This is a genomic window from Ekhidna sp. (genome assembly GCF_965228795.1).
Taxonomy (GTDB): domain Bacteria; phylum Bacteroidota; class Bacteroidia; order Cytophagales; family Cyclobacteriaceae; genus Ekhidna.
Genome location: NZ_OZ245839.1, coordinates 3896875 through 3922539, shown reverse-complemented (window position 1 = coordinate 3922539; position 25665 = coordinate 3896875). Strand labels below are relative to the sequence as shown.

At 40.0% G+C, this 25665-nt stretch carries 22 protein-coding genes; 13 read left to right on the top strand and 9 right to left on the bottom strand.

What is annotated here, in order from left to right; all coding sequences use genetic code 11:
• Positions 1-104: 104 nt before the first annotated feature.
• Positions 105-881: an SAM hydrolase/SAM-dependent halogenase family protein gene (locus ACQK2H_RS17660; RefSeq protein ID WP_425392703.1), complete on the top strand. Its 777-nt coding sequence runs from the start codon at positions 105-107 to the stop codon at positions 879-881.
• A gap of 3 nt (positions 882-884) precedes the next feature.
• Entirely contained in the window at positions 885-1169 is a 285-nt protein-coding gene (locus ACQK2H_RS17655) for a putative quinol monooxygenase (RefSeq protein WP_425392702.1), read from the top strand.
• 306 nt (positions 1170-1475) lie between these two features.
• Here ACQK2H_RS17655 and ACQK2H_RS17650 read toward each other — a convergent pair whose 3' ends face one another.
• Positions 1476-3911 (bottom strand): PspC domain-containing protein, encoded by a 2436-nt coding sequence (locus ACQK2H_RS17650; RefSeq protein WP_425392701.1) that lies wholly within the window; start codon positions 3909-3911, stop codon positions 1476-1478.
• A 48-nt stretch (positions 3912-3959) separates the two neighbouring features.
• Positions 3960-4307, bottom strand: a complete 348-nt coding sequence (locus ACQK2H_RS17645) for a PadR family transcriptional regulator (RefSeq protein ID WP_425392700.1) — start codon at positions 4305-4307, stop codon at positions 3960-3962.
• Positions 4308-4613: 306 nt separating this feature from the next.
• On the opposite strand from ACQK2H_RS17645, the gene ACQK2H_RS17640 reads away from it, so the two are divergent.
• From ACQK2H_RS17640 to ACQK2H_RS17630, 3 genes are read left to right on the top strand one after another with little or no spacing between them, the layout of a single operon-like run.
• Entirely contained in the window at positions 4614-5708 is a 1095-nt protein-coding gene (locus tag ACQK2H_RS17640) for a PorV/PorQ family protein (protein WP_425392699.1), read from the top strand.
• Positions 5695-10659, top strand: coding sequence for a C25 family cysteine peptidase (locus ACQK2H_RS17635; RefSeq protein ID WP_425392698.1), 4965 nt, complete (start codon positions 5695-5697; stop codon positions 10657-10659). The genes ACQK2H_RS17640 and ACQK2H_RS17635 overlap by 14 nt, the downstream gene beginning before the upstream one ends.
• A 5-nt stretch (positions 10660-10664) precedes the next feature.
• Positions 10665-11360, top strand: coding sequence for a phosphatase PAP2 family protein (locus ACQK2H_RS17630; protein WP_425392697.1), 696 nt, complete (start codon positions 10665-10667; stop codon positions 11358-11360).
• Here ACQK2H_RS17630 and ACQK2H_RS17625 read toward each other — a convergent pair.
• Complete coding sequence (locus ACQK2H_RS17625) at positions 11355-12815, bottom strand: helix-turn-helix domain-containing protein (RefSeq protein ID WP_425392696.1); 1461 nt, start codon at positions 12813-12815, stop codon at positions 11355-11357. The two genes, ACQK2H_RS17630 and ACQK2H_RS17625, sit on opposite strands and share 6 nt — an antisense overlap.
• 104 nt (positions 12816-12919) lie before the next feature.
• Between ACQK2H_RS17625 and ACQK2H_RS17620 the strand changes: the two genes are divergently transcribed.
• Both ACQK2H_RS17620 and ACQK2H_RS17615 read left to right on the top strand, forming a co-directional pair.
• A complete protein-coding gene (locus ACQK2H_RS17620) occupies positions 12920-14806 on the top strand; it encodes a malate synthase (RefSeq protein ID WP_425392695.1) in 1887 nt (628 codons plus the stop codon).
• An 11-nt stretch (positions 14807-14817) separates the two neighbouring features.
• On the top strand, positions 14818-17094 hold the full coding sequence (locus tag ACQK2H_RS17615; protein WP_425392694.1) for an isocitrate lyase/phosphoenolpyruvate mutase family protein: 2277 nt from the start codon (positions 14818-14820) through the stop codon (positions 17092-17094).
• Positions 17095-17145: 51 nt separating this feature from the next.
• On the opposite strand, the gene ACQK2H_RS17610 is transcribed toward ACQK2H_RS17615, so the two are convergent.
• The 3 genes from ACQK2H_RS17610 to ACQK2H_RS17600 are packed head-to-tail and all read right to left on the bottom strand — an operon-like array spanning position 17146 to position 19789.
• On the bottom strand, positions 17146-17442 hold the full coding sequence (locus ACQK2H_RS17610) for an SCP2 sterol-binding domain-containing protein (protein ID WP_425392693.1): 297 nt from the start codon (positions 17440-17442) through the stop codon (positions 17146-17148).
• Positions 17443-17445: 3 nt separating this feature from the next.
• Positions 17446-18510, bottom strand: coding sequence for a glutaminyl-peptide cyclotransferase (locus tag ACQK2H_RS17605; RefSeq protein ID WP_425392692.1), 1065 nt, complete (start codon positions 18508-18510; stop codon positions 17446-17448).
• A gap of 22 nt (positions 18511-18532) precedes the next feature.
• Positions 18533-19789, bottom strand: a complete 1257-nt coding sequence (locus ACQK2H_RS17600) for a cation:proton antiporter (protein WP_425392691.1) — start codon at positions 19787-19789, stop codon at positions 18533-18535.
• Positions 19790-20058: 269 nt separating this feature from the next.
• Between ACQK2H_RS17600 and ACQK2H_RS17595 the strand changes: the two genes are divergently transcribed.
• From ACQK2H_RS17595 to ACQK2H_RS17575, 5 genes are read left to right on the top strand one after another with little or no spacing between them, the layout of a single operon-like run.
• Positions 20059-20583, top strand: coding sequence for a DinB family protein (locus ACQK2H_RS17595; protein ID WP_425392690.1), 525 nt, complete (start codon positions 20059-20061; stop codon positions 20581-20583).
• Positions 20583-21209 (top strand): ABC transporter ATP-binding protein, encoded by a 627-nt coding sequence (locus ACQK2H_RS17590; RefSeq protein WP_425392689.1) that lies wholly within the window; start codon positions 20583-20585, stop codon positions 21207-21209. The genes ACQK2H_RS17595 and ACQK2H_RS17590 overlap by 1 nt, the downstream gene beginning before the upstream one ends.
• On the top strand, positions 21206-22450 hold the full coding sequence (locus ACQK2H_RS17585; protein ID WP_425392688.1) for an ABC transporter permease: 1245 nt from the start codon (positions 21206-21208) through the stop codon (positions 22448-22450). The genes ACQK2H_RS17590 and ACQK2H_RS17585 overlap by 4 nt, the downstream gene beginning before the upstream one ends.
• A 2-nt stretch (positions 22451-22452) precedes the next feature.
• Positions 22453-22890 (top strand): hypothetical protein, encoded by a 438-nt coding sequence (locus tag ACQK2H_RS17580; protein WP_425392687.1) that lies wholly within the window; start codon positions 22453-22455, stop codon positions 22888-22890.
• A 3-nt stretch (positions 22891-22893) separates the two neighbouring features.
• The gene (locus tag ACQK2H_RS17575; RefSeq protein WP_425392686.1) at positions 22894-23298 is read left to right on the top strand and encodes a hypothetical protein; all 405 of its coding nucleotides are present in this window, start codon (positions 22894-22896) and stop codon (positions 23296-23298) included.
• Here the strand turns inward: ACQK2H_RS17575 and ACQK2H_RS17570 are convergent.
• The 3 genes from ACQK2H_RS17570 to ACQK2H_RS17560 are packed head-to-tail and all read right to left on the bottom strand — an operon-like array spanning position 23295 to position 24893.
• Positions 23295-23744, bottom strand: coding sequence for a c-type cytochrome (locus tag ACQK2H_RS17570; protein WP_425392685.1), 450 nt, complete (start codon positions 23742-23744; stop codon positions 23295-23297). The genes ACQK2H_RS17575 and ACQK2H_RS17570 overlap by 4 nt on opposite strands.
• Positions 23734-24360 carry an SCO family protein gene (locus ACQK2H_RS17565; RefSeq protein WP_425392684.1) on the bottom strand — a complete coding sequence of 209 codons (627 nt, stop codon included), beginning with the start codon at positions 24358-24360 and terminating at the stop codon, positions 23734-23736. The genes ACQK2H_RS17570 and ACQK2H_RS17565 overlap by 11 nt, the downstream gene beginning before the upstream one ends.
• Complete coding sequence (locus ACQK2H_RS17560) at positions 24360-24893, bottom strand: CopD family protein (protein ID WP_425392683.1); 534 nt, start codon at positions 24891-24893, stop codon at positions 24360-24362. Before ACQK2H_RS17560 ends, ACQK2H_RS17565 begins: the two co-directional genes overlap by 1 nt.
• A 75-nt stretch (positions 24894-24968) precedes the next feature.
• On the opposite strand from ACQK2H_RS17560, the gene ACQK2H_RS17555 reads away from it, so the two are divergent.
• Positions 24969-25649, top strand: coding sequence for a Crp/Fnr family transcriptional regulator (locus ACQK2H_RS17555; protein WP_425392682.1), 681 nt, complete (start codon positions 24969-24971; stop codon positions 25647-25649).
• The last annotated feature ends 16 nt before the right edge of the window (positions 25650-25665 follow it).

Sequence of the window (25665 nt, the reverse complement as noted above, 5' to 3'; positions counted from 1 at the left end):
TGCTTTTTTTATGTTTTTTTGTTGTAAAGCTCAGGCCCTTAAGAACCCACTGTGTAAGTAAAATATATAGCTTTGTGACAACAAATGTAAGCTGAATTCCCTCAATGGCGTTAATCACCTTCATGTCTGATTTTGGGACGGTAGATCACTATGTGGCTGCTGTAAAGGCTGCCATTGTTTCTGAGTCACCGAGTCAGCCCATTACTGACATCACACATGACATTCGCCCATTTGATATCTCGCATGCCGCCAATGTTATTCGTAATGTATATAAGGATTTTCCGGAAAAAACGGTTCATATAGTGGCTGTAGATGCAGTCAAAGAGAAATCGCGAGCATTGGCGCTCGAGCTTGATGGACACCTCTTTGTAGGGTTTGATTCCGGAATTTTTAGTTTGATTTCGTCAAAAAGGCCCAGTGAAATCGTGCTATTAGAAAATGGTCAGTCCACTTTTCCGGCGAAAGATGTTTTAGCAAAAACTGCATTGAAGCTGGCAAGCGGAAAAAGCCTTAAGGATGTGGGTGAGAAGGTAGAGGAATTGACTGAATTGTATGCCCGACAGTTGAAAGTAACTAAACGGGAAATAGCCGGGCATGTAATTACGGTGGATCACTTTGGAAATCTGATTACCAATATCAAAAAGGAGGAGTTTGAAAAGATCATTGAAATAAACGGAGCTGGGGTAAGGTATGCCATACGATTTGGTCGAGAACAATTTCAGGGTATTCATAGCTATTTCACAGATGTGGAGTCTGGCGATTGCTACGTGTTGTTCAACTCTTCCGGACAGCTCCAGATAGGCATCAATAAGGGAAATGCTGCCGAACTACTAGGATTGTCAGTAGACTCACCCATACTTATAGAATTTGCAAACGGATAATTTATGCTTATACGAATCGTACGAATGGATTTTGATCCGGAAAAAGTGACTGATTTTCTGGAGCTATTTGAAACTGTTAGAGAGAAAATCTCAACCTTTCCAGGCTGCAATCACCTCGAATTATGCAAGGATGCCAAACTTGATCATGTGTATTATACATTTAGCAAATGGGAAAGTGAAAAAGATCTTGAGAAGTATAGACACTCTAAATTGTTCGAAGATACCTGGGCCAAGACGAAGATACTGTTTGGAGGTAAACCGTTGGCATATTCACTGGATCCTCAGTAAACCCAAATTCAATGCCGTTTAGTTAAGAAAAATTTTAGTAATTTGATTAAAACCCCTGACCCCTAAAGGGGAAATGACTTAAACCAGTAAGTCATCCCTTTAGGGATTGAGGGTAAGGAAGTCTCAACTAAACGGCATTGAACCCAAATTATGCAATAAGCATAGTTTATTCATTAGAAAATTTGGCAACACTTTGATGAAATGATATGGAATAATTCGCAGCAAAGAAAAATCCCCTGCTCGACCAAAAGCAGGGGATACCAAAACCTAAATGACAGAGCAGTAGCTCTCGACCAGTTAGTATTTTTAATCCTTTTTAATAGAGCTGAATCCGTTGCTGTCTGATGTGACTGTAGCGCTTCCTCGATATCTCACCTTGCTAGCTCCGGAGGCATCAGCTTCAAGTTCATTTTTCACATAAACCTTTGCGGTAGATGCTCCAGAGGCATTGATGTCGGCATCTTCAACGATATAATTGAATGCGTCTAACTCGGAGGCTCCATTAAGCTCAACCTTTAAGTCATCACCGCTACCAACTAAAGTGAGTTCAGAAGCACCTGCAATGTCAACCTCTAAATATCTAACCTGAATATCGGCCCATATTTCAGAAGCTCCTTCAACATCTAACGCCATATCAGATGCGTCAAAATTTCTTATTTCTCCTTCGCATGCTCCTGATGCTTTCAGGTATTCTAATTGTGGCATTTCTACAAAAACCTTGATTTTATCTTTTCTCCTTCTGCTTTTCCACCAATCAGTATTCTTTCCATATCTGATCTCAAGCTCATCGCCACTTTGGCTCAGGTAAACGTTATCCAGTTCGTCATCATCACCCTCAAGTCTAACCAGGTAGTCATCGCCCTGAATGATCTCAAAGTCGAATAGGGAAACGAATGTGATTTCATCAAAATCAGAGAATTGATACTCCTGACTATCAGAGCCAAATGTTCTTTGTTTATAGGAGCTTTTATTATCTCTATCACAAGTAATGCAAGACAGTCCATCTTCATCAAAAACCCATTCATTATCTCCTAAATCACGTGAGTCATAATCATGAATCCACAGTGTGTTTCTCAGAATTTCTCTCAGCTTATAGTCCATTTTGAACACCTTGCCATAAGGCACATAAAAGGTAGCGGAGACATCCTGAAATCTAAATGGAGCATCTCCAAAGGTTATTTCTGAATCGAAATAGAACGTATTTCCTTCTTGTGTTACAATGTAGTCCACTGCCTCACCGTTTTCTCTTGCATTGGTTCGGGAGTAACCTCTCGCATCAAATTCTAATTCCAACAAATAGCTGGCAGTATCATCATATCCTCTGATCTTTAGATCAACACTGTTATAGTTGTCCCAATCCAGGTCGTTGAGCTTTAGCTCAGTCACACCTTCATTCATCGGATAAGATCTCTCTTCTTTGAATGTGCTTTCTACACTGTAATCTCTAATCATAGAGGGAACAGAGATTGCCAGACCGATCAAGCCAAGTAACCACAATCCAAACATGCTCCACGCTACTAAGGCATTGGTCACTTTTTTCTTAACAATGATCATCAAGCCTACAAGCAATATTGCTAATGATGGTACCATTGAAGTGATATATGCTGATGCTATTGCCACTGTGCTCATCGAGCTGAAGAACTCTTGTACTGGGAGGTCTCCAAAATGCACCCACGATTCCATTGCTCCGCCTACTCCAAATAGTACTGCCAGGCTGATCGTGAATGTGATCATTAAAACAAAGCCCAGGAAAACAAGGAATACGCCTACCGCAATTCGCAATGCTTCAACTGCAAACTTTAATAAAGGCCCTAAAATTTCACCAAGCGCTTTAAATATGATGGCTATTAAGCGGAATGGAAAAAGCAGGATTTTCACGAATACGTTTTCCTCGCCTTCTTTAACATTCAGGCTTTTCTTCACATTTTCTTCTATGTTAGAAATAGTTACAGGTTCGCCCTGCATCTGCATTTTTTCCGTTATTGAACGAGCTTCCGGTGTAATAATCCATAAGATTATATACACCAATAGGCCGGCACCACCCAGGAATATGGAGATCACAAAAATTACGCGAATAACAACAGGATCAGTCCCAAAGTAGGAGGCAATGCCTCCTGAAACGCCACCTAGTACTCGATCATCAGTGCTTCTGAATAGTTTTTTAACCGCCTTGTCGTCCTCAAGGGAATCATTGCCGGGTACTGCTATCCAAAGGATAATGTAAACAAGAAAGATAAACCCACTTAGTCCCCAGAAAAAGATGTTAAACAGGAACGCAAGCATTAGTAGTCTGACCCAAATCGGGTCAATGCCAAAATAATTGGCAATACCGGCAGCTACCCCACCAATAACCTTTCGCTTGTTATCTCTGTAAAGTCGTTTCGCTTTTTCATAGGCACTTTTAGGCTCCTCTTGTGAGGCATCTTCTTCTTTTTCTTCCTTTTCCTTCTCTTTTTCAGTTTCAGGCTCTGCTTCAATAGATGCTTCAAAATCCTTTGTTGTTCCCATCGTTGCAATGAGATCATTCACATCCTCTTTCGTGATGATTTGTTTGCCTTCATCAAGTTTTGATAAGAAGATCTCAGCAATTCGTCCTTCAATATCATCAATGATCTCCTTGCTGTCTTCGAAAGAGGAAAAGTACGTATTGACTGAATCGAGGTAATTTTTCAGTTTATCATATCCATCTTCTTCGATATGGAATATGATGCCGCCAATGTTGATACTTATATTCTTTTTCATTTGTGTAGTCTTTTTTTGAGTCGCATGGTATAAGCCGGAAAGCTTACGTTATGATTTCTTTTTTGTGTTTTTGTTGGCAATGATTTTTTTGGTTGAGCTCACCAGCTCTGTCCAGGTTTGATCCAGGCTTTTTAGAAATTCATTGCCATCATCAGTAAGTGTGTAATACTTTCTGGGAGGTCCGGATTTGGATTCTACCCATTTATAGTCGACCAAACCGGCTTTGCGTAATCTGGTGAGTAAGGGATATAAGGTACCTTCAACAACCATAATCTTAGCAGATGTAAGTTCCTCCAGCATATCTGAAGCATAGACTTCTCCTCTGGAAATAATATGCAAGATGCAGAATTCCAGAATCCCCTTCCTCATTTGAACTTGTGTGTTTTCAATATTCATTCGTCTTTTTATTTATCGAAAGTTCTCATCAACTTAGAATTAAGCGGGAATCACTTTCGTATCGGTCCAACTTTTTAACAGTTTTGGATAGGTTTCGGTCTTGTATACGGAAAGGTACTATGCATGGCCAAGTACTTTGCAGAAAATTATCCAATTCAAACAATATTCTTTATATAGTAATATAAAATATTGAAAAAATAACATAAAAGGGGAATATTACACTTTGTCGTATATAAGGTATTATTCAACGAATGATCGTTATATCTATCCAATAGCTATCACTAAATTGCCGTTGAATTGATTCATATGAGGCTATTACTTGTTGGATTTCTGTGTTTGGCGCTATCAACTTTTCTGAATGCGCAAGATTCCTCTAATGAAAGGGATAATACGCCTAAGTACAGCAATGAATTTATGAATATTGGAGTGGGGGCCAGGAGTTTCGGCATGGGTTTCACTGCGGTCTCTTTTGTTGATGATGTCACTTCAGGTTATTGGAATCCTGCCGGACTCAATAGCATGTCGTCAGATCATCAATTATCCTTAATGCACTCTTCCTATTTCGGTGGATTAGCAAACTATGATTATGCGGCATTCGCTACATCTGTAGATAGTCAAAGCAAAATAGCAATTTCGATTATCCGCTTTGCAGTGGATGATATTCCTGATACTCGATTCTTAGTAGATGCCAACGGATCCATTAACTATGACAACATTCAGTTTTTTTCATCCGCAGATTATGGTTTTCTAGCCTCTTACGCACGAGAGCTCCCTTTTCTTGGTGGTTTGGATTTTGGAGGAAATGTAAAAGTGATCCACAGAACGGTTGGTAGTTTTTCAAAAGCATGGGGATTTGGTTTTGATGCAGGCGTGCAAAAGGAAATTAATGAATGGAAGCTTGGAATGGTTGTTCGCGATGTGTTTGGGACATTCAATGCCTGGTCGCATAATTCATCAGAAGTAGAAGAGATTTATGCTTTAACTGGTAATGATGTTCCGGTCAACTCAGTGGAGATCACGCTTCCACGTATGATTATTGGTGGCTCTCGCAACTTTGAATTGACCGAGAGTCTTGGACTGATGGCCTCTATGGATGTGGATATCACATTTGATGGTAAACGAAACACGCTTGTTAATTCAGAATTAGTATCTCTGGATCCGAAAGTTGGTATTGAAGCGGATTACAAAAAAATGGCTTTTCTAAGGTTGGGAGTGAACCAGTTTCAGCAAATAAAAGATTTTGATGGTTCTACTTCGTGGACTTTTCAGCCCAACATGGGTGTTGGCATTCATTTTAATGAGCTAACCATAGATTATGCTTTGACAGACATTGGCAATCTGGCACCAGGACTTTTTTCGCATGTTTTTTCTATAAAAGTGAATTTCAATGTGGAGAATTAGTATCATACTCTTACTCTTTTCCTTTTGCAGCACCTCTGTCGCGCAGATTGGAAACGAATGGATCGATTTTTCTCAGTCCTACTATAAAGTAAAAGTAGGAGAGGACGGCTTTTATAGAATTACACGGGCAGAATTAGCGTCTATCGGATTTCCGGTAGAAACCGTTCCAAAAAACCGAATTCAATTATTTAGAAGAGGTCAGGAAGTAGCATTAAATGTAAATACTGGTTTCACCTTTGAATGGCTGGAATTTTATGGTCAACGAAATGACGGCCAGTCAGATGCTCCGATATATGATGCCGGTGATCAGCCACATACATATTATAATCTGTTCACTGATACTGCAAGCTATTTCCTCACATATAAGTTAGGTGATGATGATGGGAGTCGCATGGATTTTTCGGCAGATAAGAATACGACAGGACTGACACCTGAATCATTTCACATTGAAGATTCACTTCAATTATATACAAATAGTTATGCTTCTGGAGTAAGGTTTGGGAGTGGTTCAGCCTTTAGTTTAAGCAAATATGATGATGGGGAGGGGTGGACAGGTTCGTTTCAATCAAAGAACGTTTCCAGAGATTTCAACTTCACCCTTGAGAATTATGATGCCACGGGAAATAATCCAATCATTGAGATGGTGCTCGTAGGTGGTAATAGTCTAAGTCACAATGTATCCATTGAGGTGGGGCCGGATGTTAGTTCATTAGGAGCACTTTCAAGTGTAGCGTTTTCAGGGTGGGGGAAACAGTTTTTTTCAGGATCATTAAATAGTGGAAACATTGGTGCAAATGGAGAATTTGTGGTACGAGTCACGCCTGTCGGTTTCCCGGAGGCTGCAGACCGCATCGCAGTGTCTTATATTCGATTGCGTTATCCTCAATCCATTCAAATGGAGGATGATGAGAACAAGGTTTTTACAATCAGTAACCCTACATCGTCAAAAGCATGGTTGCAAATAGCTACTACCAATGCCGAAGGAACTCGGATTTTCGATGTAACAGACAGCTACAACCCAGTAAGATTAGCAACAACAAATTTCTCAGATCGGGTAGAGGTTGTAGTGCCAAATGTAAATGACGGACAAATAGTTTTGGCTGTTAGTAATGTGCTTTCAGTTGCTTCGATTGAGCCGGTCAACTTTCCTGAGTTCGATCTTTCAAATAAGAATTACCTTATCGTAACTCATCCCCTGTTAAGAACTTCAGGTGACCCTGTCACTGATTACAAAAATTACAGGGAATCGGTCGATGGAGGAGGACATAATGTGCAAGTTGCAAATATTGATGACCTCTATAATTTATATAGCTACGGTGATCCTACGCCATTAGCGATCAGAAATTTTATAGTAGATGCTAATAATCAAAATGACGTTCAAAATGTATTTCTAATAGGGAAAGGCTTCACCCCGAATTTTAATTATTACCGCGGAGATCAGACATCTATCAATGTTCCAACCTATGGTTATCCGGGAAGCGATTTAGCCTACACGTTAGGTATTGATTCTGATCCTAATTTGCCCGGAATTGGTGTTGGGAGGCTAAATGCACTTAATACTGGGGATGTCACCGCCTATTTAAATAAAATCATTGAAATGGAAGCTCTTCCTTATGACGATCTTTTCAGGAAAGATTTTTTACAATTGAGTGGAGGAATTAATGCCATTGAAATTGCAACCTTTATAAACATTGTTCAAGGGTTCACTGACATCCTTGAAGCTGATTTTGTTGGCGGGAGAGCGTTTAATACAGGGAAAGAAACAAGCGAAGCTGTTGAGTATGTTGATGTTACAGATCGAGTAAATAAAGGTGTAGGTTACATTACTTTCTTTGGTCATTCCAGTGGTACCGTTACAGATATAGAAATCGGAAGAGTGGGTGATCCTTCATTTGGGTTTGCCAACAAAGGGAAGTACCCCATTTTTTTAGTAAACGGCTGTCAAGCAGGAGAGATATTTGGGAACAATTTTACATTTGGCGAGGATTGGATGATGACGCCTGAGCTGGGAGCAGTTGGGTTTATGGCGCATTCCAATGTTGCGCTATCTTCTACCTTGAAACTTTGGAGTGACTTATTCTATGATGTAGCCTTCGGCACTGAACAATTTATTGATGAGTCATTGGGCAATGTGATTGTAGAGGTATCGAGGAGGTATTTAGCGCAGAGCGGAACCAACAATATTGGTCTAACCCAAATACAGCAGATGACGCTCCAGGGCGATCCGGCCTATCGTGTTTTCGGAGCGGACAGTCCAGACTACCAGATTGATGAAAACGCTATCACGGCTGAAGCATTCGAGGCAAACGAAATATTGGCTTCTCAGGATTCTTTTAAAATAGAAATGGTCGTAAAAAACTTTGGGAGAACCGTGCTTGATTCCCTGATCGTTCAGGTTAACCGCACACTACCGGATGGAGGACAAGAGGTTTATGTACAGAGGTATGAAAGACCACTAAGGCAAGACACTTTAGAAATTACTATTTACAATGATCCTACCAAGAATATAGATGGATCCAATCTTATAACAGTAATATTGGATCCGGAAAATGAGGTTGAAGAAATAGATGAGAGTAACAATTCGGCAACACTTGATTTGACAATCTTCAGCGGCAACACATTGAATCTATTTCCAGTAGACAATGCAGTTCTTGCTTCAAATGAGGTCACCTTTAAGTGGCAATCAAGTGATTTACTAGAGGAAAATCGAGGCTATCAATTAGAGATCGATACACAAGCGGACTTTAGTGGACCGAATAATAGAAAATTCACGGTCGAAGGAGCGGTGTTGATCGATCATACATTTGATTTTTCTGCTTTAGCACTTCCCGATACATCTACCGTTTATTGGAGAACCAGGTATGCAACGACCGCTCCGGATGAAACCAATGAATGGGTATCCTCATCTTTTACATTGGTTGATAATGTAGAAGAAGGCTGGGGTCAATACGAATTTGAGCAGATTGACACTCAAATAATTAGCGGTATTAGCTACAATGAAGTAGCTAATCGTTGGGAGTTTGATGAAAATATTACTGCATTAGATGTTTTCACTTATGGAGCCGATAATTCAACATTTACTTACGATGACCTTCAGGCGATCATTGGTGGCGTTGATTTTTTCGTCACATCAAATACCATCGATCCATTTTGTCAAACAAACACATTCAATGCCATTGCTTTTGACAAGGAAAGTGCCGACCCATATAGGCCAATAACAACAACCCAAATTGATGTTTTTAATCGAGAAGTATGTGGCAGGATCCCGCAGCGTATCTATCAGTTCAGAGAGCAGGATATGATTGGCTCTGAAAGAAGATTTCAGGTGCTAGTAGATAACATGAGGGATGGCGACATGATTGTCTTATTTAATATTGGAAATGTCGACTATTCAAACTGGGATGCTGAAGTTGAAAACACACTCAATACGCTGGGAGTAGGGACTGCAACGATCAATTCATTAACAGATGGTCAGCCAGTAATAATTCTTGGGAGAAAAGGAGATCCACAAGGTTCAGCAATTGTGATTTCTGATGATGGTTCGGGTAATCCCAAAACGGAACAAAGTCTTGATTATCAAGCTGAGGTAGTTGGCCGGTTTGTCAGTGGTAATATAAGAACAACGAAAATCGGCCCTGCGAAAAACTGGGAGGCCTTTTCTTACAATATTACGGAGGAAGCCAATGATGATATTCAGGTAGATGTTTTTGGTATTGATAAAAATGGAAATGCTACCACTCTCGCATCAAGAGCAAGAGCCGAAACCATTGATATAGCGTCAGTAGATCCTGTTCTATATCCTGAAATTGAGTTGCTTTTTTCATTTTTTGATGAAACAGATCAAACACCTCCCCAGCTTAATTTTTGGGAGTTAAACTACGATTATCCGCCAGAAGGAATATTGCAGGTGTCTGAAAAGAACGCATTGTCCATTCAGGAAGGAGAGGAGATCAGTAGGTCATTTTATTTTTATAATTTGGGGACATCAGATTTTACTGATTCATTGAGTGTAATGGCGTCACTCATCAATCAAGGTACTGGTGAAGTGTTTAATTCCAGCTTTTTAATTGCGCCACCACTTTCAGGTGATACCACTTCTTTTTCTGTTAATTTTTCATCCTTTGATAAAGAAGGTATGAACTCACTCATAGTAGAGGTGATACCCATAGAAAATGAAGCTTATCAAGCTAACAACCGCTTGACAATTGTGGATGCCGTTGAAGTAAATGCGGATGAAACCAATCCGATATTGGATGTGACTTTTGATGGATACCACATTTTAGATGGCGATATTGTTTCTCCTAACCCACGGATTGTGATAAAAATGCGTGACGATAACCCGTTCATTTCTAAAACAGATACTACTGGAATTAACATATCATTGAAGCTTCCGGGAGAAGAATCTCAATTTCAACGAATAAACTTCACAGATCCCAGACTCACCTATACTGTTGCGAGTGAAAGCGAGGATTTTCAAATAGAATTTAATCCGGGTCCGTTAGGCGATGGAATTCACAGCATTCGAATACAAGCAGAAGATGAAGCAGGCAATCAAGCTGGAACTGAACCCTATGAAGTTGGTTTTGAGGTGGTTAATGAATCTACTATAACACATTTCTATCCATACCCAAATCCTTTTTCAACTAGTTGTAGGTTTGTTTTTACACTTACAGGTTCTCAAATACCTGATGAAATAAAGATTCAGATTTTGACGGTATCAGGTCGGGTAGTGAGAGAAATCACGCAGGATGAAATCGGGCCGATACGTGTTGGAAACAACATCACTAGTTATGCATGGGATGGAAGAGATGAGAATGGTGATCAGCTAGCTAATGGAGTATACTTCTACAAAGTACTCATCAATGCCAATGGCAATGCACTTGAGCGTAGATCAACAAGCGCCGATAAGGCCTTCAAGCATGGCTTTGGTAAACTATATATCTTGCGTTGATCATTATGATTAATCGCCTGAGAAATACTCGCTGGTTCTTCATCTCTTATCTAATCCTTTTTGGATTAGGGATGGTGTTCTATTTCTATCAGGAACACGGTGATTTTGTGTTATTTCTTAATGAGTTACATAATCCTGTCTGGAATTTCTTTTTTAAATACTGGACGTATACGGGGAATGGGTTTTTCTATGCTGTGTTATCAATAGCCCTCATATTTATCAACAGGCGCCTTGGAATTATAATGTCAGTTTCTGGTATCACAATTGGGGCAGTGTCCTACTTTTTTAAGTTTGTTTTGTTTGATACTGCACCCCGACCTAAAATCTATTTTCTGGATCACAAGATTTTGGACTTTGTTGATGGGGTGAATGTTTTAAGCGAGCATTCATTTCCTTCCGGACATGCCATGGCGGCATTTGGGATAACCACTTTACTGGCGCTGATGTTTCAGCATAAGAATTACTCCACTATCCTGCTAATTGGCGCTACACTAACTGCTATATCGAGAGTATACCTTGCTCAGCACTTTCTAATTGATATCATGGCTGGTTCTTTGTTAGGTATTATTATAGCAGCTGCATTTTATATGGGGTTTGAAAAATACTTAAACAGGGAAGAAGCAGGCCCATGGAATACGCCGGATGAAGATCTGGCGGAAATGGATTTGAGTGATGATGATGAGAGGTTCAATCATTCATAATTTTTTAAGTTCCATTTCCATCGCTTTTTCCATTTCTCTCTTCTCAAGATACACAGGAGGTGCTACTCTGTGTTCACAATCAGAAATGGCACATGTTTCACAGGTTGTATGAACCACTTTTTTCTTTAAGTCTGAGTCTTTGATAAAGTTAAAAGCTCCTTTAAGTTTTTCATTCATGGATAATCCAATGGATACACTACTTCCATTTTTATTATCAAACCGACTTTGTTGAGCAATGGAAATTACGAAATAAGCTTTATCTGTTTGCCAGTATTCAGAGATTTGAGCATCAACTAAAAATGACTTGTCGTTACCTTGTAAATTTTTAATGCTACTGATCGAAACCCAACGGTGACATAAATGCTCGCTTAATTGATTTTGGTAAGGATTATGTAAGCCTGATAAGTGCAATTCTTTAGTGATTTGGTAATCAATCATGCCTCCTCGTGCATCCAGACGTATGAAAAATAGATTGTCAACTCCAAAATACTTAGGGAGTACATTGGTAAGGCGCTGAAGAAGGGTTTCAGGGGTTACATGATATTTGGTCAATAAATTGCCTATGAGTTCAGGCGACCATTTAGTAGCCAATGCAAACGATTGTATGTCTTTAACAAATTCATGCGAAGGGAGAAGCAACGCAGAAGCAAAATAGGACGCTTTGAAATTATTTAAGAGTTTCTCAAAGGATGCTTCTTTATTCAAATTTGTCTCGAATGATCGTTCATTCAAAACCATCTTCTGGTATCCCAATTCTTTGGCGATCATGAATCGAATCTGTTCTTCTGACAAATTGCTGTTCAGATACAGCGTTTTAGATTCTTTGGAATAATAAGAACGAACCTGTTTAAGAAAGGGATCTTTGGCGAGCCTTTCATCATTGATAGTTATATGAAATAGTGATTTTAATGCTTCTTTCAGTGTATAAGAATTGGAAGGTGTACTAAGATTATTCTCTTCAATAAACTCCCTGGCACTTTCTTCAATATCTTCAAAGTAATTATCATGCATATCCTGATAGCTCCGGAGTGCTACCCGATAAAAGTGTTCTTTTTCGATCTGATAACTGCGAACCATTTTCAGAATCGTACTGATAAATGCACTAATCCTGTCAGGCGCATTGCTAAATACATCAATGATTTTTTCAATATTGAAACCGAACTCTTCAGAGGGGAAGTATTTAAAAAAACCGGAGTTCAATAACTCAATAACAGGTAGTAATTTCTTATCTGCTTTCGTACTGATTAAGTCATCATAGTCTATTTCGAAAGCAGAAGCCAAAGCATTTATCTTATCCGGCTTAGGATATTTTTTTCCTTTTTCTATGTCATTTAAATATGAAACGGATAGTCCGGTTTGCGCTGAAAGCGCTTGATAAGAAATCCCCTTTTTCAGTCGTAGATGCTTGATTTTGAAGCCCAAGATGAGCTTTACAATGTCATTGTCTGATATCATACCTGCCTATTAACATCAAAGGTAAACACTAAAAGAGTAAAAAGTATTAATAGCGTAATTTCCGCTATTAGATAAAATTTATATATTTACCGAAAATTTAACTTATGTCACTCACTCATATCACACCAGAATACTTAGCCGAATATCAGGATGTATTCACCGACGAAGTTTTAAACGCTCTTGAAGCTCTAAGTCCACTCAATGAGCAACAGAAATCATTGATGTCCGATCGAAATGCCCGAAGGAAAAACCGAATAGCAGATGGAAGGGTGATCGACTTCTTGTCACCATCTACCATTATTGGAAATTCCGGTCTTACTGCTTCTGATGCGAGAAAGGGAAAGTTTAATGGAAGCCAGATTCCAAATGATCTTCAATGTCAATGGATTCAGGGCACAGGTCCTGCAGCAAAACCAAATGCACCTGTGGAGAGCAGCATTCGAAATGTTGCTTATGCCTTGTTGTCTGGAGCGGATGGCTGGATGTTCGATGGAGAAGATGCACTAGGCCAAATCAACTCCATGTCGCTGGACAACCAGCGAAATTTAAAATTGACGATTCACCGCGACCCTGTTTTTATCCAAGCGGCTGAGAAGGTAGCGGTAGAAATGAATAAATGGTCAAAAGATTTCCTTGGAAGAGAAATCGTTAAAAATGTCAATGAGCAACTTGACTTCACCACTATTATTTTCCGATCCAGGGGTTTACACCTGGATGACCGACATATTACGATGGAAAATGGTGACTCGTTTTCTGCTTCCATCACTGATCTGACGCTTTATGTTGTTAACAATTACAAAGAGCTTCAAGCTCAGGGACGCAGCATAGTTGTCTATTTACCTAAAATTCAAACTGCCCATGAGGCGGCTTTTTGGAATGAGATTATTTCTACCCTCGAAAAGCATCTTGGTTTGGTTATTGGCACAATCAAAGCATACGTGTTGGTTGAGCAGCTTGAAGCCACTTTCCAGCTTATGGAAATACGAGCTGCCTTAAGCCCACACTTCGTAGGTTTCAATACCGGGCGCTGGGACTACATCAATAGTGTAGCAGACGCAATGGCTGGAATACCTGATTTTATCAACCCTAACATTGAAGCCATTTCGATGACCTACTCTTACATGGCTGCCTACGAGGATCGTGTTAGGAAGGCTGTGAATACCCCTGATCAAAATGGAAATTTTGCACTCTGGCAAGGTGGTATGGAGCCGAATATCCCGGTTGGTGGAGAAAAAGGAGTGGCTTCAAGCATGGAAAAAGCGCTGGCTGGGGCCAAAAGAGAACAAGTGGCCGGTGCTTCCGGCAAGTGGGTAGCCCACTGGAAAATGGTTCACATCATCCGTCCGGTTTGGGAGGAAAAAGGAGAAGTGAATCAATTAGGTCGATCATTTGAGCCTTTAACGTATACCGAGGGAGATCAAAAAAAGCTTATCGAACTGGAAGAAGCTCCCCGAACCATTCGAGGCGCACGAAATCTGATCAGTGTGGCATTACAGTATGGAAATGCCTTTTTACAAGGATTCCAGGCTGCAGCATTAAAACCTGCTGATTTCTTCGATGATGATAATATTCTCTACTTGATGGAAGATATGGCCACCGGAGAAATTCGCGTCAGTGTATTGTGGGAGTGGCTACAAAAGTCTGCAAAACTCACTGAGTCAGACCAGTCTTGCCAGATTTCAGCAGGAGATGTGTTCACAAAAAAAGTATTTGATCAACTGCTCAAGGAAGAATACGACAAGCTGTTACGCGCTGATGATAAAGATGTGCATGAGCATTCAAAACATACAACACTGCCCATTTCCAAATTGATTGTTGAGCGATTTGTAACGGATTCATTGAAAGCTCCGTGGTTTATAGACTTACTCAATCTGAATCTCAATAATAACGATCTAAGCATCGCACAAGATCGTGTGGATACATACTACAATGAATTTAAACTATCCGGAGAACGCATAACCGCCAACCCGGATACCCTGATTACTATTTAATCTTAATAATTATGAAAAATGAATCATCAGTAATGAATGCGGCAGTTGAGGAAGCGGAAAATTTCTTCAATTCGTCCAGGTTTAAGGGCGTGAAAAGACTGTATACAGCACGACAAATTGCTGAACAGCAAGGTACGCTTTACAACGACTACTCAATCGCAAAACATGCTGCGCACAATTTTTACAAACGTCTTAGAGAACTGTATAACGAAAAAAAATCCATCACCACCTTTGGCCCCTATTCACCTGGTCAGGCTGTGATGATGAAGCGATCCGGGATCGAGGGTATCTACCTTGGTGGCTGGGCTACCTCAGCGAAGGGATCTACAGATGAAGATCCAGGTGCTGACGTTGCAAGTTATCCACTAAGCCAGGTTCCTAATGAAGCTGCCTCCATTGTGAGAGCCTTACTTGCAGCTGATAAGAATCAGACGTACGCCCGTCATCGGATGAATGAGGCTGAAAGATCAGAAATAACTCCCATTGATTATTCCCCTTACATAATTGCTGATGCGGATACGGGTCATGGAGGCGATGCACAGATAAGAAACCTGGTTCGCAGATTTGTTGAGGCAGGAGTTCCAGGATATCACATTGAAGACCAGAAGCCCGGCACCAAGAAGTGTGGTCACCTGGGAGGAAAAGTCCTTGTTTCCTGCGATGAGCAAATTAAGCGACTCAATGCAGCTCGCTTTCAATTGGATTTGATGAGAGTAGAGGGAATCATTGTTGCACGTACTGACGCAGAAGCAGCCACCTTATTGGAGACAATTAGTGATGAACGTGATCATCCGTTTGTATTGGGTGCTACCAATCCGGATGTTCCATCCTATAAGTCTGTGATTTTAGGACTTCACCAGGTGCTTAGGGAAAAAGGAGTTCCTGTATTTGGACATGAGCTGTATGCTGCAAGAGTTGTAAAAGAAGAAACGATCCTATGGTTGAAACAAGTAGGGGTTTTAGACCTTATCGAAGAAAATCTTTCTTCATTGCAGTCTGATCATGCGTTCCAGTTCGAACCAAAATTTGATGAAATACATGCAAAGACAGTAGAGAAATGGGAAGAGGAAGCCGCTGTTATGACTATTTCTGAGGCTGCCATAGAGGCGATTGAAATTGCTACTAAAGACGGTTTGGAAATCCATCTTCAGGAAGGCTGGAAAGATGAATTGAAAGGTATGTCTTTTGAGGAAGTTAAAGCTTTCTGCACAGGACATAATGTCACTTTTAGATGGGACTGTGAGGTAATGAGATCTCCTGAAGGTTACTACCAGATCAGAGGAGGCATACCCTTTGCTATTGCTAAATCTCTGGCTATCGCTCCTTTTGCAGATATACTTTGGATGGAAACAAAAACCGCAGACTTAGCTGACGCTAAATTATTTGCAGAGGCAATCCACAAGGTTTATCCTGATCAAATGCTTGCTTATAACCTTTCGCCTTCTTTTAACTGGGATTCAACCGGAATGACAGAGGAAGAAATGAAGGCATTTCCTGAGGAGTTGGCTAAAATGGGCTTTGTTTTCAACTTTATCACCTACGGAGGGCATCAGATTGATGGTCTGGCAGCAGATGAATTCTCTAACTCTCTGCTTTCAGAAGGTATGCTTGCGCTGGCAAAGGTTCAACGAAAGTTCAGACTTCTGGATTCCCCTTATAAGACACCACAAACGCATGTAGGTGGACCAAGAATGGATGGTGCTTTGGCTGCTTCATCCGGAAGAACAGCTACTACCAAAGCAATGGGGAAAGGCTCTACTCAATTCCAGCATTTGGTAAATATCGAACTTCCAACTAAGGTATTAGCAGGATGGGTGAAACAATGGGCTGAACTAAATGAAGTGCAAGGTGAATTCAAAGTGAAGTTGCGACCACAAAATCCTGGTTCCAATGTGCTTGAATTGATGGTATTGAAGGATGAAAGTGTGATCAGTAATGTGGTCTTCAGTTCTTTGATGGACCGAAATGATCAAAATATTCTATCAATACGTGATCAGAATACCTTTGAAGCAAAATATCGTCGTAAGCGCTTAATGACTCTGCAGCATCTGTTTTTACTTAATCGCTTTAAATCCAATGTGGTGCACTACTTAACGCCGACAGAAGATAATGTGAAGCAATGTGAGGGCATGGCTAAGAGGGATATCTACAAAAACGTGCATGAGGAAGTTGGTCAGTTGATTGTGGCTGAAGTAGATAAAACTACAGTGAATAAGTTTTTGGATGATCCTGTGGCAATTGAAAAACTCCTTGAGGTCAAGGAGGAAAAGATTGCAGATCTAGCATAAATCAAAAAAGCTCGGGCTTTCCCGAGCTTTCTTTTTTTAAGTTTCATTTCTTTAAAACAGCGCAGTAAGTTTCATTGCTGCACCTTTATCTCCTTCTATTTTTAGCTTTCCAGACATAAATGCCATCATGACATTTAAATCTCCGGTAAGTATTTTATTGAAATTTTCGGCAGTCATTTTAATCGCAAATGGAGCATCTCGTTCCTCATTCACAACTACGGTAGGCGATACAGTATCATCCAGATGCACCACTCCTTCCTCGAATTTAAAGTTTGCTTTACCCTGGAACTGACCACTGTGTTTATCGGCCAGCTTTTTTATTTTATCACTGATTTCTTCTAAAGTCATTTGTTATATCGGTTTTGGTTGAAAAGTTACTTCGAATAGCTTAGGCCACCATTTTCCGGTCACATAAATTTTCCCCGTTTCCTGATCATAAGCGATTCCATTAAGCACATCGGCCTTGCTTGCTTCTTCATCGGATAATATTCCTGTGAAATCAATTTTTTGCAAAACTTCACCGGTTTCAGGATCAATAATAACGATATAATCCTCCTGGTAAACATTCGCATAGATCCGTCCATCAATTACTTCCAGCTCATTGAGTGAATCTACTTTTCCTTCATTGTCATATACTTCCAGCTCCCTCTGAACAGTGAAACTTTTGGGTTCAATAAAAAAAAGCTTTTCTGTCTCATCGGTAAATACCAATTCATCTCCAAGGGTAGTTAAACCCCAACCCTGCATTTGATAGTTGAACGTTCTTACTTGCTCCATATCCATATTGTAGACAAAGCCAACACCGGACGTCCAGGTCAGTTGGTAAAACTCGTCATTTATTAATGCTAAACCTTCTCCAAAGTAGTTAGCGGCAAGGTTGATGACCTTCAATGTTTCTCCTGTTGTTATTTCTTTCTTTTTAAAGGTAGACTCACCTTTTTGGCCGGTACTTTCATACAGGTATCCATCCTTAATCAATAATCCCTGCGTGTAGTCTTCCGTATCATGTGGATAGGTATTTACTATTTTGTAACTTAATTCCTCAGGAGCATTTTCGGGTAGGATAATCACCGATCGATAATGTGTCTCAGATGCATTTCTATTATATGCTTTTATCAAAATTCTCCGTGATCCTACTTTTCGATCTGTGATGTTGATTTGAAAGCTCGGATCGTAATACGTAATTGAATGGTCTCCAAACGTAACTTCAACAGAATCAATAGGGAAATCTTCGTTTGAAGTTATTGATACATCAATTTGATTACCCCTTACAAATGTTTGATTTTGTGAAGGTGCAGTTACACTTGTGTTTTTTCTAATACGAGGTGAAGATGGTTTTTCTGATTCTTCTTTCCCTTCCTTGCAACTAGTCAATAATAATGAGGTTGCAAGGATCACATAGCTAAGTTTGATCATGCCATAAAATTAGCAAAGATGTTTATGATTGTGACCCTTGACTTCTGTCAGTTGATCGCATAAGTGTTGGAACTGTGAGTCCTTGATAGAGTACAGAGCATACAACCACGATATAAGTCATAGTTACAATCACATCTTTACCATTGAAATCTGTTAGAGAGAGGGAAAGGGCTATTGGCAAACCTCCCCTAAGCGCACCCCATGTAAGCACGGAAATGGTATTAGGAGCAAAGTGATTTTTAACAGACATCAATTTAATTGGAATAAACACACTTGTCCATCTACCGAAGAGCACAATACAAATTGCAAAGAACCCAGCTGCAATGAAGTCTAACCTTAGGTCCAGAACCAGCATTTCCAGTCCAATAAGTACGAATAGCATCGCACTGAATGTTTCTTCAAGTAGTTTCCAGAATTTGAAAACGTAATCTCCGACAGCACTAGCAACATGTGTGCTTTTCCCTTCATTGCCTAACACCAGCCCCATCACAACGGCTGCCTGCTTAGCAGAAACATGAATGAAATCGGCTAGTTGAGAACCTGCCATTACTAAAGCTAGGGTAATCAATACCTCAACTTCTACAGCATCGTTATCTACATACTTTAAAAGCCTGTAACCAATGTATCCTAGTAGGAGACCAATGAAAATTCCTCCTCCAACATCTGCCACTACTATGTAGGCAGTCTCAAAGAAAGTTAATGTGTGATCTTCGCCGGCATGGGCGATATCCAGTAATGTCAATGCTAGTACTACCGCAATTCCATCATTAAATAGCGATTCTCCGGCAATTTTAATCTCAAGCTCTTTCGACAGATTAAATCTTTTAATGGTTTTGGTGACCGCTATTGGGTCAGTTGGTGAGATTAATGCACCGAATACCAGGCAATACAAATATTCCAGGTGAATATTCATTGCATCCAGCATGTAATAAACGCCGGTACCAATTACTAAAGTAGATATCAATACACCTACTATGGCTAACACCAAAACTGAGCTTCTTTGACTGCTTAATTTCCTGAAATCAATATTCAAAGCTCCGGAGAAGAGCATGAAACTAAGTACAATTTGATAGAGCACCTCTTCAAACTCGTACTCTTTCACATGCTCTGCGAGGTGTAGATCGGGAAATGCATTTCCTAGTATCAATACCAGAAAAGACAATACAAGAGCCATTATCATCAATCCTATAGATGACGGTAGCTTTAGGTAGAAGGTGTTTATAAAAATAAACGCTCCCGATAGGAAGATAAACAAGGCGATGATGTCAAGAATACTCACGTCCGTGTCATTTAAAGGTGATTCAACGCAATATTAATTTTAAAAACTAACAGTACGAACTAAAATACAAGCGTTTGAGAGTAGTTTTTAGTATTGACACGAGCCGTGAATTCATCACGATTGTTGATCAATACTTTTATAATTTGGTACCTCTTTAAGTACCTGCCCTATAATTAGGGTCTTTTTTGGTGGGTTATACCTTTATAAAAGGCTGATTTACAGGAACGAAGATAACTTTTTTTATATTTCTTAGCAAAAAATGTATTGTGGTGAAAAAAAAGATCAATAAGAAGCTCCAGAGACTCAATGCAGATACTGAAAAAATATTTCAGCAAATCGAACAGCTTTCACCTGAAAAGTTGGAGGATGCCAGTAATGGTTGGAGCATTATTCAGGTTTTATCCCACCTTAATGATGCAGAAACAGCTTCCTTGAAGTACATGAAAAAGAAAGTGCAGGCCGGAGATAAAATGAAGAATTCAGGGGTTGGTAATTCGCTTCGAATGTGGATGACCAATCAGGCACTTAAAAGTTCTCTTAAATGGAAAGCACCCTCTTACATTTCTAATCCTCTATCATATCCCTTAGAGGAAATGAAGTCAAAGTGGATGGAAACCAGAGCGGCTATCCAAGGGTTTGTAGAGGAGTATCCGGATAAATGGATGAATAAATTGGTGTATAAGCACCCAATGGGTGGCAGGCAAAACTTGAACAATGCGGTGGATTCTTTCATTTACCATCAAATTCACCACATGCATCAAATCAATCGAATAAAAAAACAACTTGGAGTTTAATGTTAAAAATTAGAGGGCTAAAACACACCTATGATGGGGAGGCGTTGATCAGTTATCCCGATTGGGAGGTGGAGGAAGGAAATCATGGGATTATTTTAGGTAATTCAGGATGTGGAAAAACAACGTTACTGCATTTGATTGGAGGCTTAATGCCACCGAAAGAGGGCGAATTGGAAGTAGCAGGAGAAAAACTGTCTGAAAAATCAAATACCCGACTGGATCGATTTAGAGGTGAAAATATTGGTATTGTTTTTCAAAAGCCACATCTGGTAAAGTCGTTGACAGTGAAGGAAAACCTCATATTGTCTCAATATCTGGGAAGGAAAAGGACGGATGGAAAGCGAGCTGAAGCTGTTCTGGAAAGGTTGAGTATAAAAGAGCTTGCAAATAGAAAAATTCATCAGATCAGTCAGGGACAAGCTCAGCGGGTTTCGATCGCCAGGGCGGTCATCAATAACCCCAAGCTTTTGTTGGCAGATGAGCCTACAGCCAGTCTGGATGATGAAAATTGTCAAAAAGTAGTTGGCTTACTAAAAGCTCAGGCAGAAGAAACAGGTGCAACACTCATAGTAGCTACGCATGATCATAGAGTAAAGAATGAATTTAAAAACCAGCTGACTTTATGAATCTTTTTTCACTAAGTATAAAAAACGTATTTGCAAAGCCGTTAAGCTCACTTTTGAGCGTGTTATTGTTTGGTTTTGGTGTAGCAATTATTGTGTCCATTTTATTGACTAGTTCTTTTTTGAAAAATGAGATCAATAAGAATGCCCAAGGAATAGACCTGGTGGTAGGAGCAAAAGGAAGTCCGCTTCAAATCATCCTGGCGAGTATTTTTCACATTGACTTTCCTACCGGAAATATTTCTCTTCAGGATGCCAATAATCTCACAAGAAACAGACTGGTTTCTTCAGCTATTCCAATGTCTTTGGGCGATAGCTATCAGGGGTACAGAATCGTTGGAACCACACATGCTTATGCAGCATTGTATAATGCATCACTTGCAAGCGGCGAATGGTTTGCGGAGGAGATGACAGCCACAGTTGGTGCTGCTGTAGCAAAAAACCTTGGAATAAAAATTGGAGATCAGCTGGAAAGTGCGCATGGCTTGTCTGAGGGAGCCGGAGGTCATGAAGAGCACCCTTTTAAGGTTGTGGGAATTATGGAGCCGTCAGGATCCGCCCTTGATCAATTAATACTTGTTTCTGTGCATAGCGTATGGGAAGTGCATGGAGGTCATGAAGAACATGAACACGAGGAAGGAGGAGATCATCATGAGATTGTTTCTCTGGATAGACTTGGGTTGGAGGTGACCAAAGAGCAACTCGAAAACGAAGATATTACTTCACTTCTTATTAAGTATCGCTCACCTATGGCCGCAGTGCAGCTTCCCCGAATTGTAAATGGCACGAGCAACCTACAGGCCGCTTCACCTCCTTACGAGACGGCACGTTTGTTCAATATCATTGGTGTTGGAGTGGATGTTGTAAATGTATTGGGGCTAGTCATCATCATTTTGAGTGCAACAAGTGTTTTCATTGCGTTGATCAATTCTTTGAAGGAGCGGAAATATGAATTAGCTATCATGCGATCTATGGGAGCTAGTCAAATGAAAATATTTATGCTCATTTTGACTGAAGGAATTGTGCTGACATTGATAGGAAGTGCCTTTGGTTTTGGGTTGGCTCATCTTGGTTTTGCCATTCTTGCTGATTCAATGGAACAAATTCAGACGAGTGGAATGTTTTTTGTGAATGATGAATACAAAGTAATGCTGGGAAGTCTCTCTGTAGGTATTTTTGCCTCAATCATTCCGGCATTTCTTGCGTATAAGTCTGATATTTCTGAAACGCTTTCAAAAGCATAATTATGAAGCAAATATTTTTTTTAATAGCAGTGCTAATTTCCATTTGTGCAAACGCACAATTTGATAATTCCAGTGAAAACTGGGAGACGCTGGCCGATGTGAAGTACGAAAAATCACAAGATGAATATGGCGAAATATATGTTCCTAAGTTTGGGGATGAAGTTCAGAAAATGAATGGCAAGAAGGTTTCCTTGAAAGGATTCATTATTCCATTTGAGGGCATGTTTGAACCAAAACATATCATCATTTCTTCCTTGCCGATAGCTGCATGTTTCTTTTGCGGTGGGAGTGGACCCGAAACGGTCGCTGAAGCATATTTGAAAGAGGAAGTGAAGTATACAGCAAAGCCTGTGACGGTGACCGGAAGGCTGGAGTTGAACGATACGGACTATGATCAGCTCATGTATATTTTGAAAGACGCTGAAGTAAAAATTGACTAATAAATGAAATACCTATTCCTACTTATCCCTTTTGTTTTACTATTCTCATGTGCTTCCTCAGGTGATAAAGAAGAGCTTTCCTCACTTAAAGATGAGGTGATGGCCATCCATGATGAGGTAATGCCAAAGATGGGTGAACTAAGAAGAGCTAGAAAAGACTTGCTACTTCAGGCAGATTCGCTGATGGAGTCAAATCCTGATAGAGCTGCTATGCTGACAACTGTGGCAGATGAAATTGCAGACGCTAATGAAAGTATGATGCAATGGATGCGTGCCTATGAACCTGAATTTGAAGGTACAGATGAGGAGATCAAGCAGTACCTGGAAGATCAGAAGAAAGCTATTCAGGAAGTGAAGGAGCAAATGAATGGGTCTCTTGCTAAAGGACAGGAGATTCTGGAAAACTAATCCTCACATTCCTCCAACCACTTATCTACATCTTTCACACCAACCAATCCTGCCTCATTGCCCCAGGCATTGCCAATATAGGTTAGCACTTCAGCTACCTCGAGGTTTGTAATAGGGTTACCAGGCATCATCTGATTGTAGGTTACACCATTCACCACAATCTCTTTGCTCTGGCCATTTTTGATAATGCAGGCAGCTCTAGGTAGATTTTCCAATAAGTAGTCAGCCCCTGCCAGGGGTGGGTACAATGATGCCAGGCCTTTTCCATCTTGTTGGTGGCAATTAGCACAGTAGGTGGCATATACTTTTGCCCCCTGCACTTGATACTGCTTCAGGCGGATTTCGTCTCTGGAATTCATCGATTCTTTTTCTTCCTTTTTTTCTTCTCCGCTTCCGCAAGCAAAAAGCAGAAGGGTAAAAATGCCGATCAATACTTTATTTTTCATATGAATATTCATTCAATAGTTTTTCAATATCATTAATTAATACATCTACCTGCTCTGGCACGGTCCCATCATATACACCACGTATTCGACGTTGTTTGTCCACCAGTAAAAATGCACCGGAATGAATGTAGCCACCGGGAGCATCTGAATCTTCATCCACGATTGACATATAACTTCCTTCAGCTAAATCATAAATTGAATCCTGATTGCCGGTCACAAACTTCCACTTATCTGATTTTACACCTAATCGTTCAGCATAGTCTTTTAAAAGTGCCACTGAATCATACGTAGGATCTATTGTGTGGGAAAGAATCGCGACCTGATCATTATTTTCATATGATTCATAAACTCTGAGCATCTGTGCTTTCATGGTTGGGCAGATGGTTGGGCAAGAGGTGAAAAAGAAATCTGCCACATAGATTTTGTTATCAAATGTATCGTTTGTAACAATACTACTATCCTGATCCACCAGTTTGAAATCCGCTATGGTATGATAAATGGTATCGTTTTCTTCAAACACTTTATTGCCAAGAATTGGGAGTCGTTCACTTCCTGACTGCTGTGTGCAGGCTGCCAAAATGAAAAAAGATACGACGGTTAGAATGAGGTTTTTCATCATTTATTTCTAAATCGTTTATAAATTTTGATCGCTACCATTAACACAATTGCGAAGCTAATAAGTCCCATGGTACCATAGATCCAACTGATTTCAATTTTTAGGACAATTAAGAACACGACTGCAAATAAAATGAGGGTAGCTACTTCATTAAATACGCGTAGTTGTGTAGAGGTATACTTAGCTATACCTTTTTGAAGCTGTTTGAAAATCATATGACAGCCAAGATGGTAAAGAATAAGCAGTACAACGAAACCGAGTTTAACATGCATAAAGGGCATTTTCAGCCATGATGGCTGTGAAATAAGCAATGAAGTTCCAAGAATTACTGTTATTACTGCTGAAGGCCAGGTAATGATGAACCACAGCTTCTTGCTCATTAAGGCGAGCTGATCAGAAAGAATGGTGCGATCCGGCTCTCCCTTTTCCAATGCTTCCGTATGATAAATAAATAAGCGAACGATATAAAACAATCCGGCGAACCAGGTAATTACGAATATGATATGAAGAGCTTTCAGATATAAATAGTCCATCAAGGGAGCTTTTTAATTATAATTGTTGTTGATCAGTGTTGTTTACAAATTTGCTTTAAAACCTGATACCCATTCATGAGCGCCGAAAGAAATCTATGGTATTTTGAAGATGTGGACCTGTTTAAGGTGCTGTGTCCATCCAAAACCCCGACAATGGAAGATAAGCACACACCAGGGGTTTATAAAAAGGATGAATTTGTCTATTTCAAAGATCAATCTTCCGAAAATATTTACATGGTCTCTAATGGTCGTGTGAAAATAGGTACTTATGGTCCCGATGGGAAAGAGATTGTTAAAGCCATCCTCACGAAAGGAGAATTGTTTGGTGAAATGGCCTTAGCAGGCGAAGAAAAAAGACAGGATTTTGCTCAAGCCATGGATAATGACACGCGCGTTTGTGCAATGATGATTGAAGATCTCCAAAACTTAATGGTTGATAATAAAGAACTCAGCTTTAAGATTTTGAAAATTGTAGGGTTCCGTTTAAGAAAAATGGAGCGTAAAATTGAATCACTCGTATTTAAAGATGCAAGAACGCGCATTGTGGAGTTTCTCAAAGAAATGGCTCAGGAGAAAGGTCAGAAAGTAGGATTTGAAACAATGATCAAAAATCACCTCACTCATAAAGACATTGCCAGCCTCACCGGAACATCTCGACAGACAGTGACTACTGTCATGAATGAACTGCGAGACAAGAATCTCATCACATTTGACAGGCGAAGAATCCTGATTAGGGATTTGGAGAAGTTATCTTGAAAAATAAAAAAGAGAA

Excerpts from the sequence above, each read along its gene's own strand:
- ACQK2H_RS17555 (WP_425392682.1), top strand. The coding sequence starts at position 24,969 with ATGAGCGCCGAAAGAAATCTATGGTATTTTGAAGATGTGGACCTGTTT.
- ACQK2H_RS17565 (WP_425392684.1), bottom strand. The coding sequence starts at position 24,360 with ATGAAAAACCTCATTCTAACCGTCGTATCTTTTTTCATTTTGGCAGCC.
- ACQK2H_RS17630 (WP_425392697.1), top strand. The coding sequence starts at position 10,665 with ATGATTAATCGCCTGAGAAATACTCGCTGGTTCTTCATCTCTTATCTA.
- ACQK2H_RS17655 (WP_425392702.1), top strand. The coding sequence starts at position 885 with ATGCTTATACGAATCGTACGAATGGATTTTGATCCGGAAAAAGTGACT.
- ACQK2H_RS17635 (WP_425392698.1), top strand. The coding sequence starts at position 5,695 with ATGTGGAGAATTAGTATCATACTCTTACTCTTTTCCTTTTGCAGCACC.
- ACQK2H_RS17560 (WP_425392683.1), bottom strand. The coding sequence starts at position 24,893 with ATGGACTATTTATATCTGAAAGCTCTTCATATCATATTCGTAATTACC.
- ACQK2H_RS17605 (WP_425392692.1), bottom strand. The coding sequence starts at position 18,510 with ATGATCAAACTTAGCTATGTGATCCTTGCAACCTCATTATTATTGACT.
- ACQK2H_RS17645 (WP_425392700.1), bottom strand. The coding sequence starts at position 4,307 with ATGAATATTGAAAACACACAAGTTCAAATGAGGAAGGGGATTCTGGAA.
- ACQK2H_RS17660 (WP_425392703.1), top strand. The coding sequence starts at position 105 with ATGGCGTTAATCACCTTCATGTCTGATTTTGGGACGGTAGATCACTAT.
- ACQK2H_RS17585 (WP_425392688.1), top strand. The coding sequence starts at position 21,206 with ATGAATCTTTTTTCACTAAGTATAAAAAACGTATTTGCAAAGCCGTTA.
- ACQK2H_RS17640 (WP_425392699.1), top strand. The coding sequence starts at position 4,614 with ATGAGGCTATTACTTGTTGGATTTCTGTGTTTGGCGCTATCAACTTTT.
- ACQK2H_RS17580 (WP_425392687.1), top strand. The coding sequence starts at position 22,453 with ATGAAGCAAATATTTTTTTTAATAGCAGTGCTAATTTCCATTTGTGCA.
- ACQK2H_RS17575 (WP_425392686.1), top strand. The coding sequence starts at position 22,894 with ATGAAATACCTATTCCTACTTATCCCTTTTGTTTTACTATTCTCATGT.
- ACQK2H_RS17615 (WP_425392694.1), top strand. The coding sequence starts at position 14,818 with ATGAAAAATGAATCATCAGTAATGAATGCGGCAGTTGAGGAAGCGGAA.
- ACQK2H_RS17620 (WP_425392695.1), top strand. The coding sequence starts at position 12,920 with ATGTCACTCACTCATATCACACCAGAATACTTAGCCGAATATCAGGAT.
- ACQK2H_RS17570 (WP_425392685.1), bottom strand. The coding sequence starts at position 23,744 with ATGAAAAATAAAGTATTGATCGGCATTTTTACCCTTCTGCTTTTTGCT.
- ACQK2H_RS17650 (WP_425392701.1), bottom strand. The coding sequence starts at position 3,911 with ATGAAAAAGAATATAAGTATCAACATTGGCGGCATCATATTCCATATC.
- ACQK2H_RS17610 (WP_425392693.1), bottom strand. The coding sequence starts at position 17,442 with ATGACTTTAGAAGAAATCAGTGATAAAATAAAAAAGCTGGCCGATAAA.
- ACQK2H_RS17625 (WP_425392696.1), bottom strand. The coding sequence starts at position 12,815 with ATGATATCAGACAATGACATTGTAAAGCTCATCTTGGGCTTCAAAATC.
- ACQK2H_RS17590 (WP_425392689.1), top strand. The coding sequence starts at position 20,583 with ATGTTAAAAATTAGAGGGCTAAAACACACCTATGATGGGGAGGCGTTG.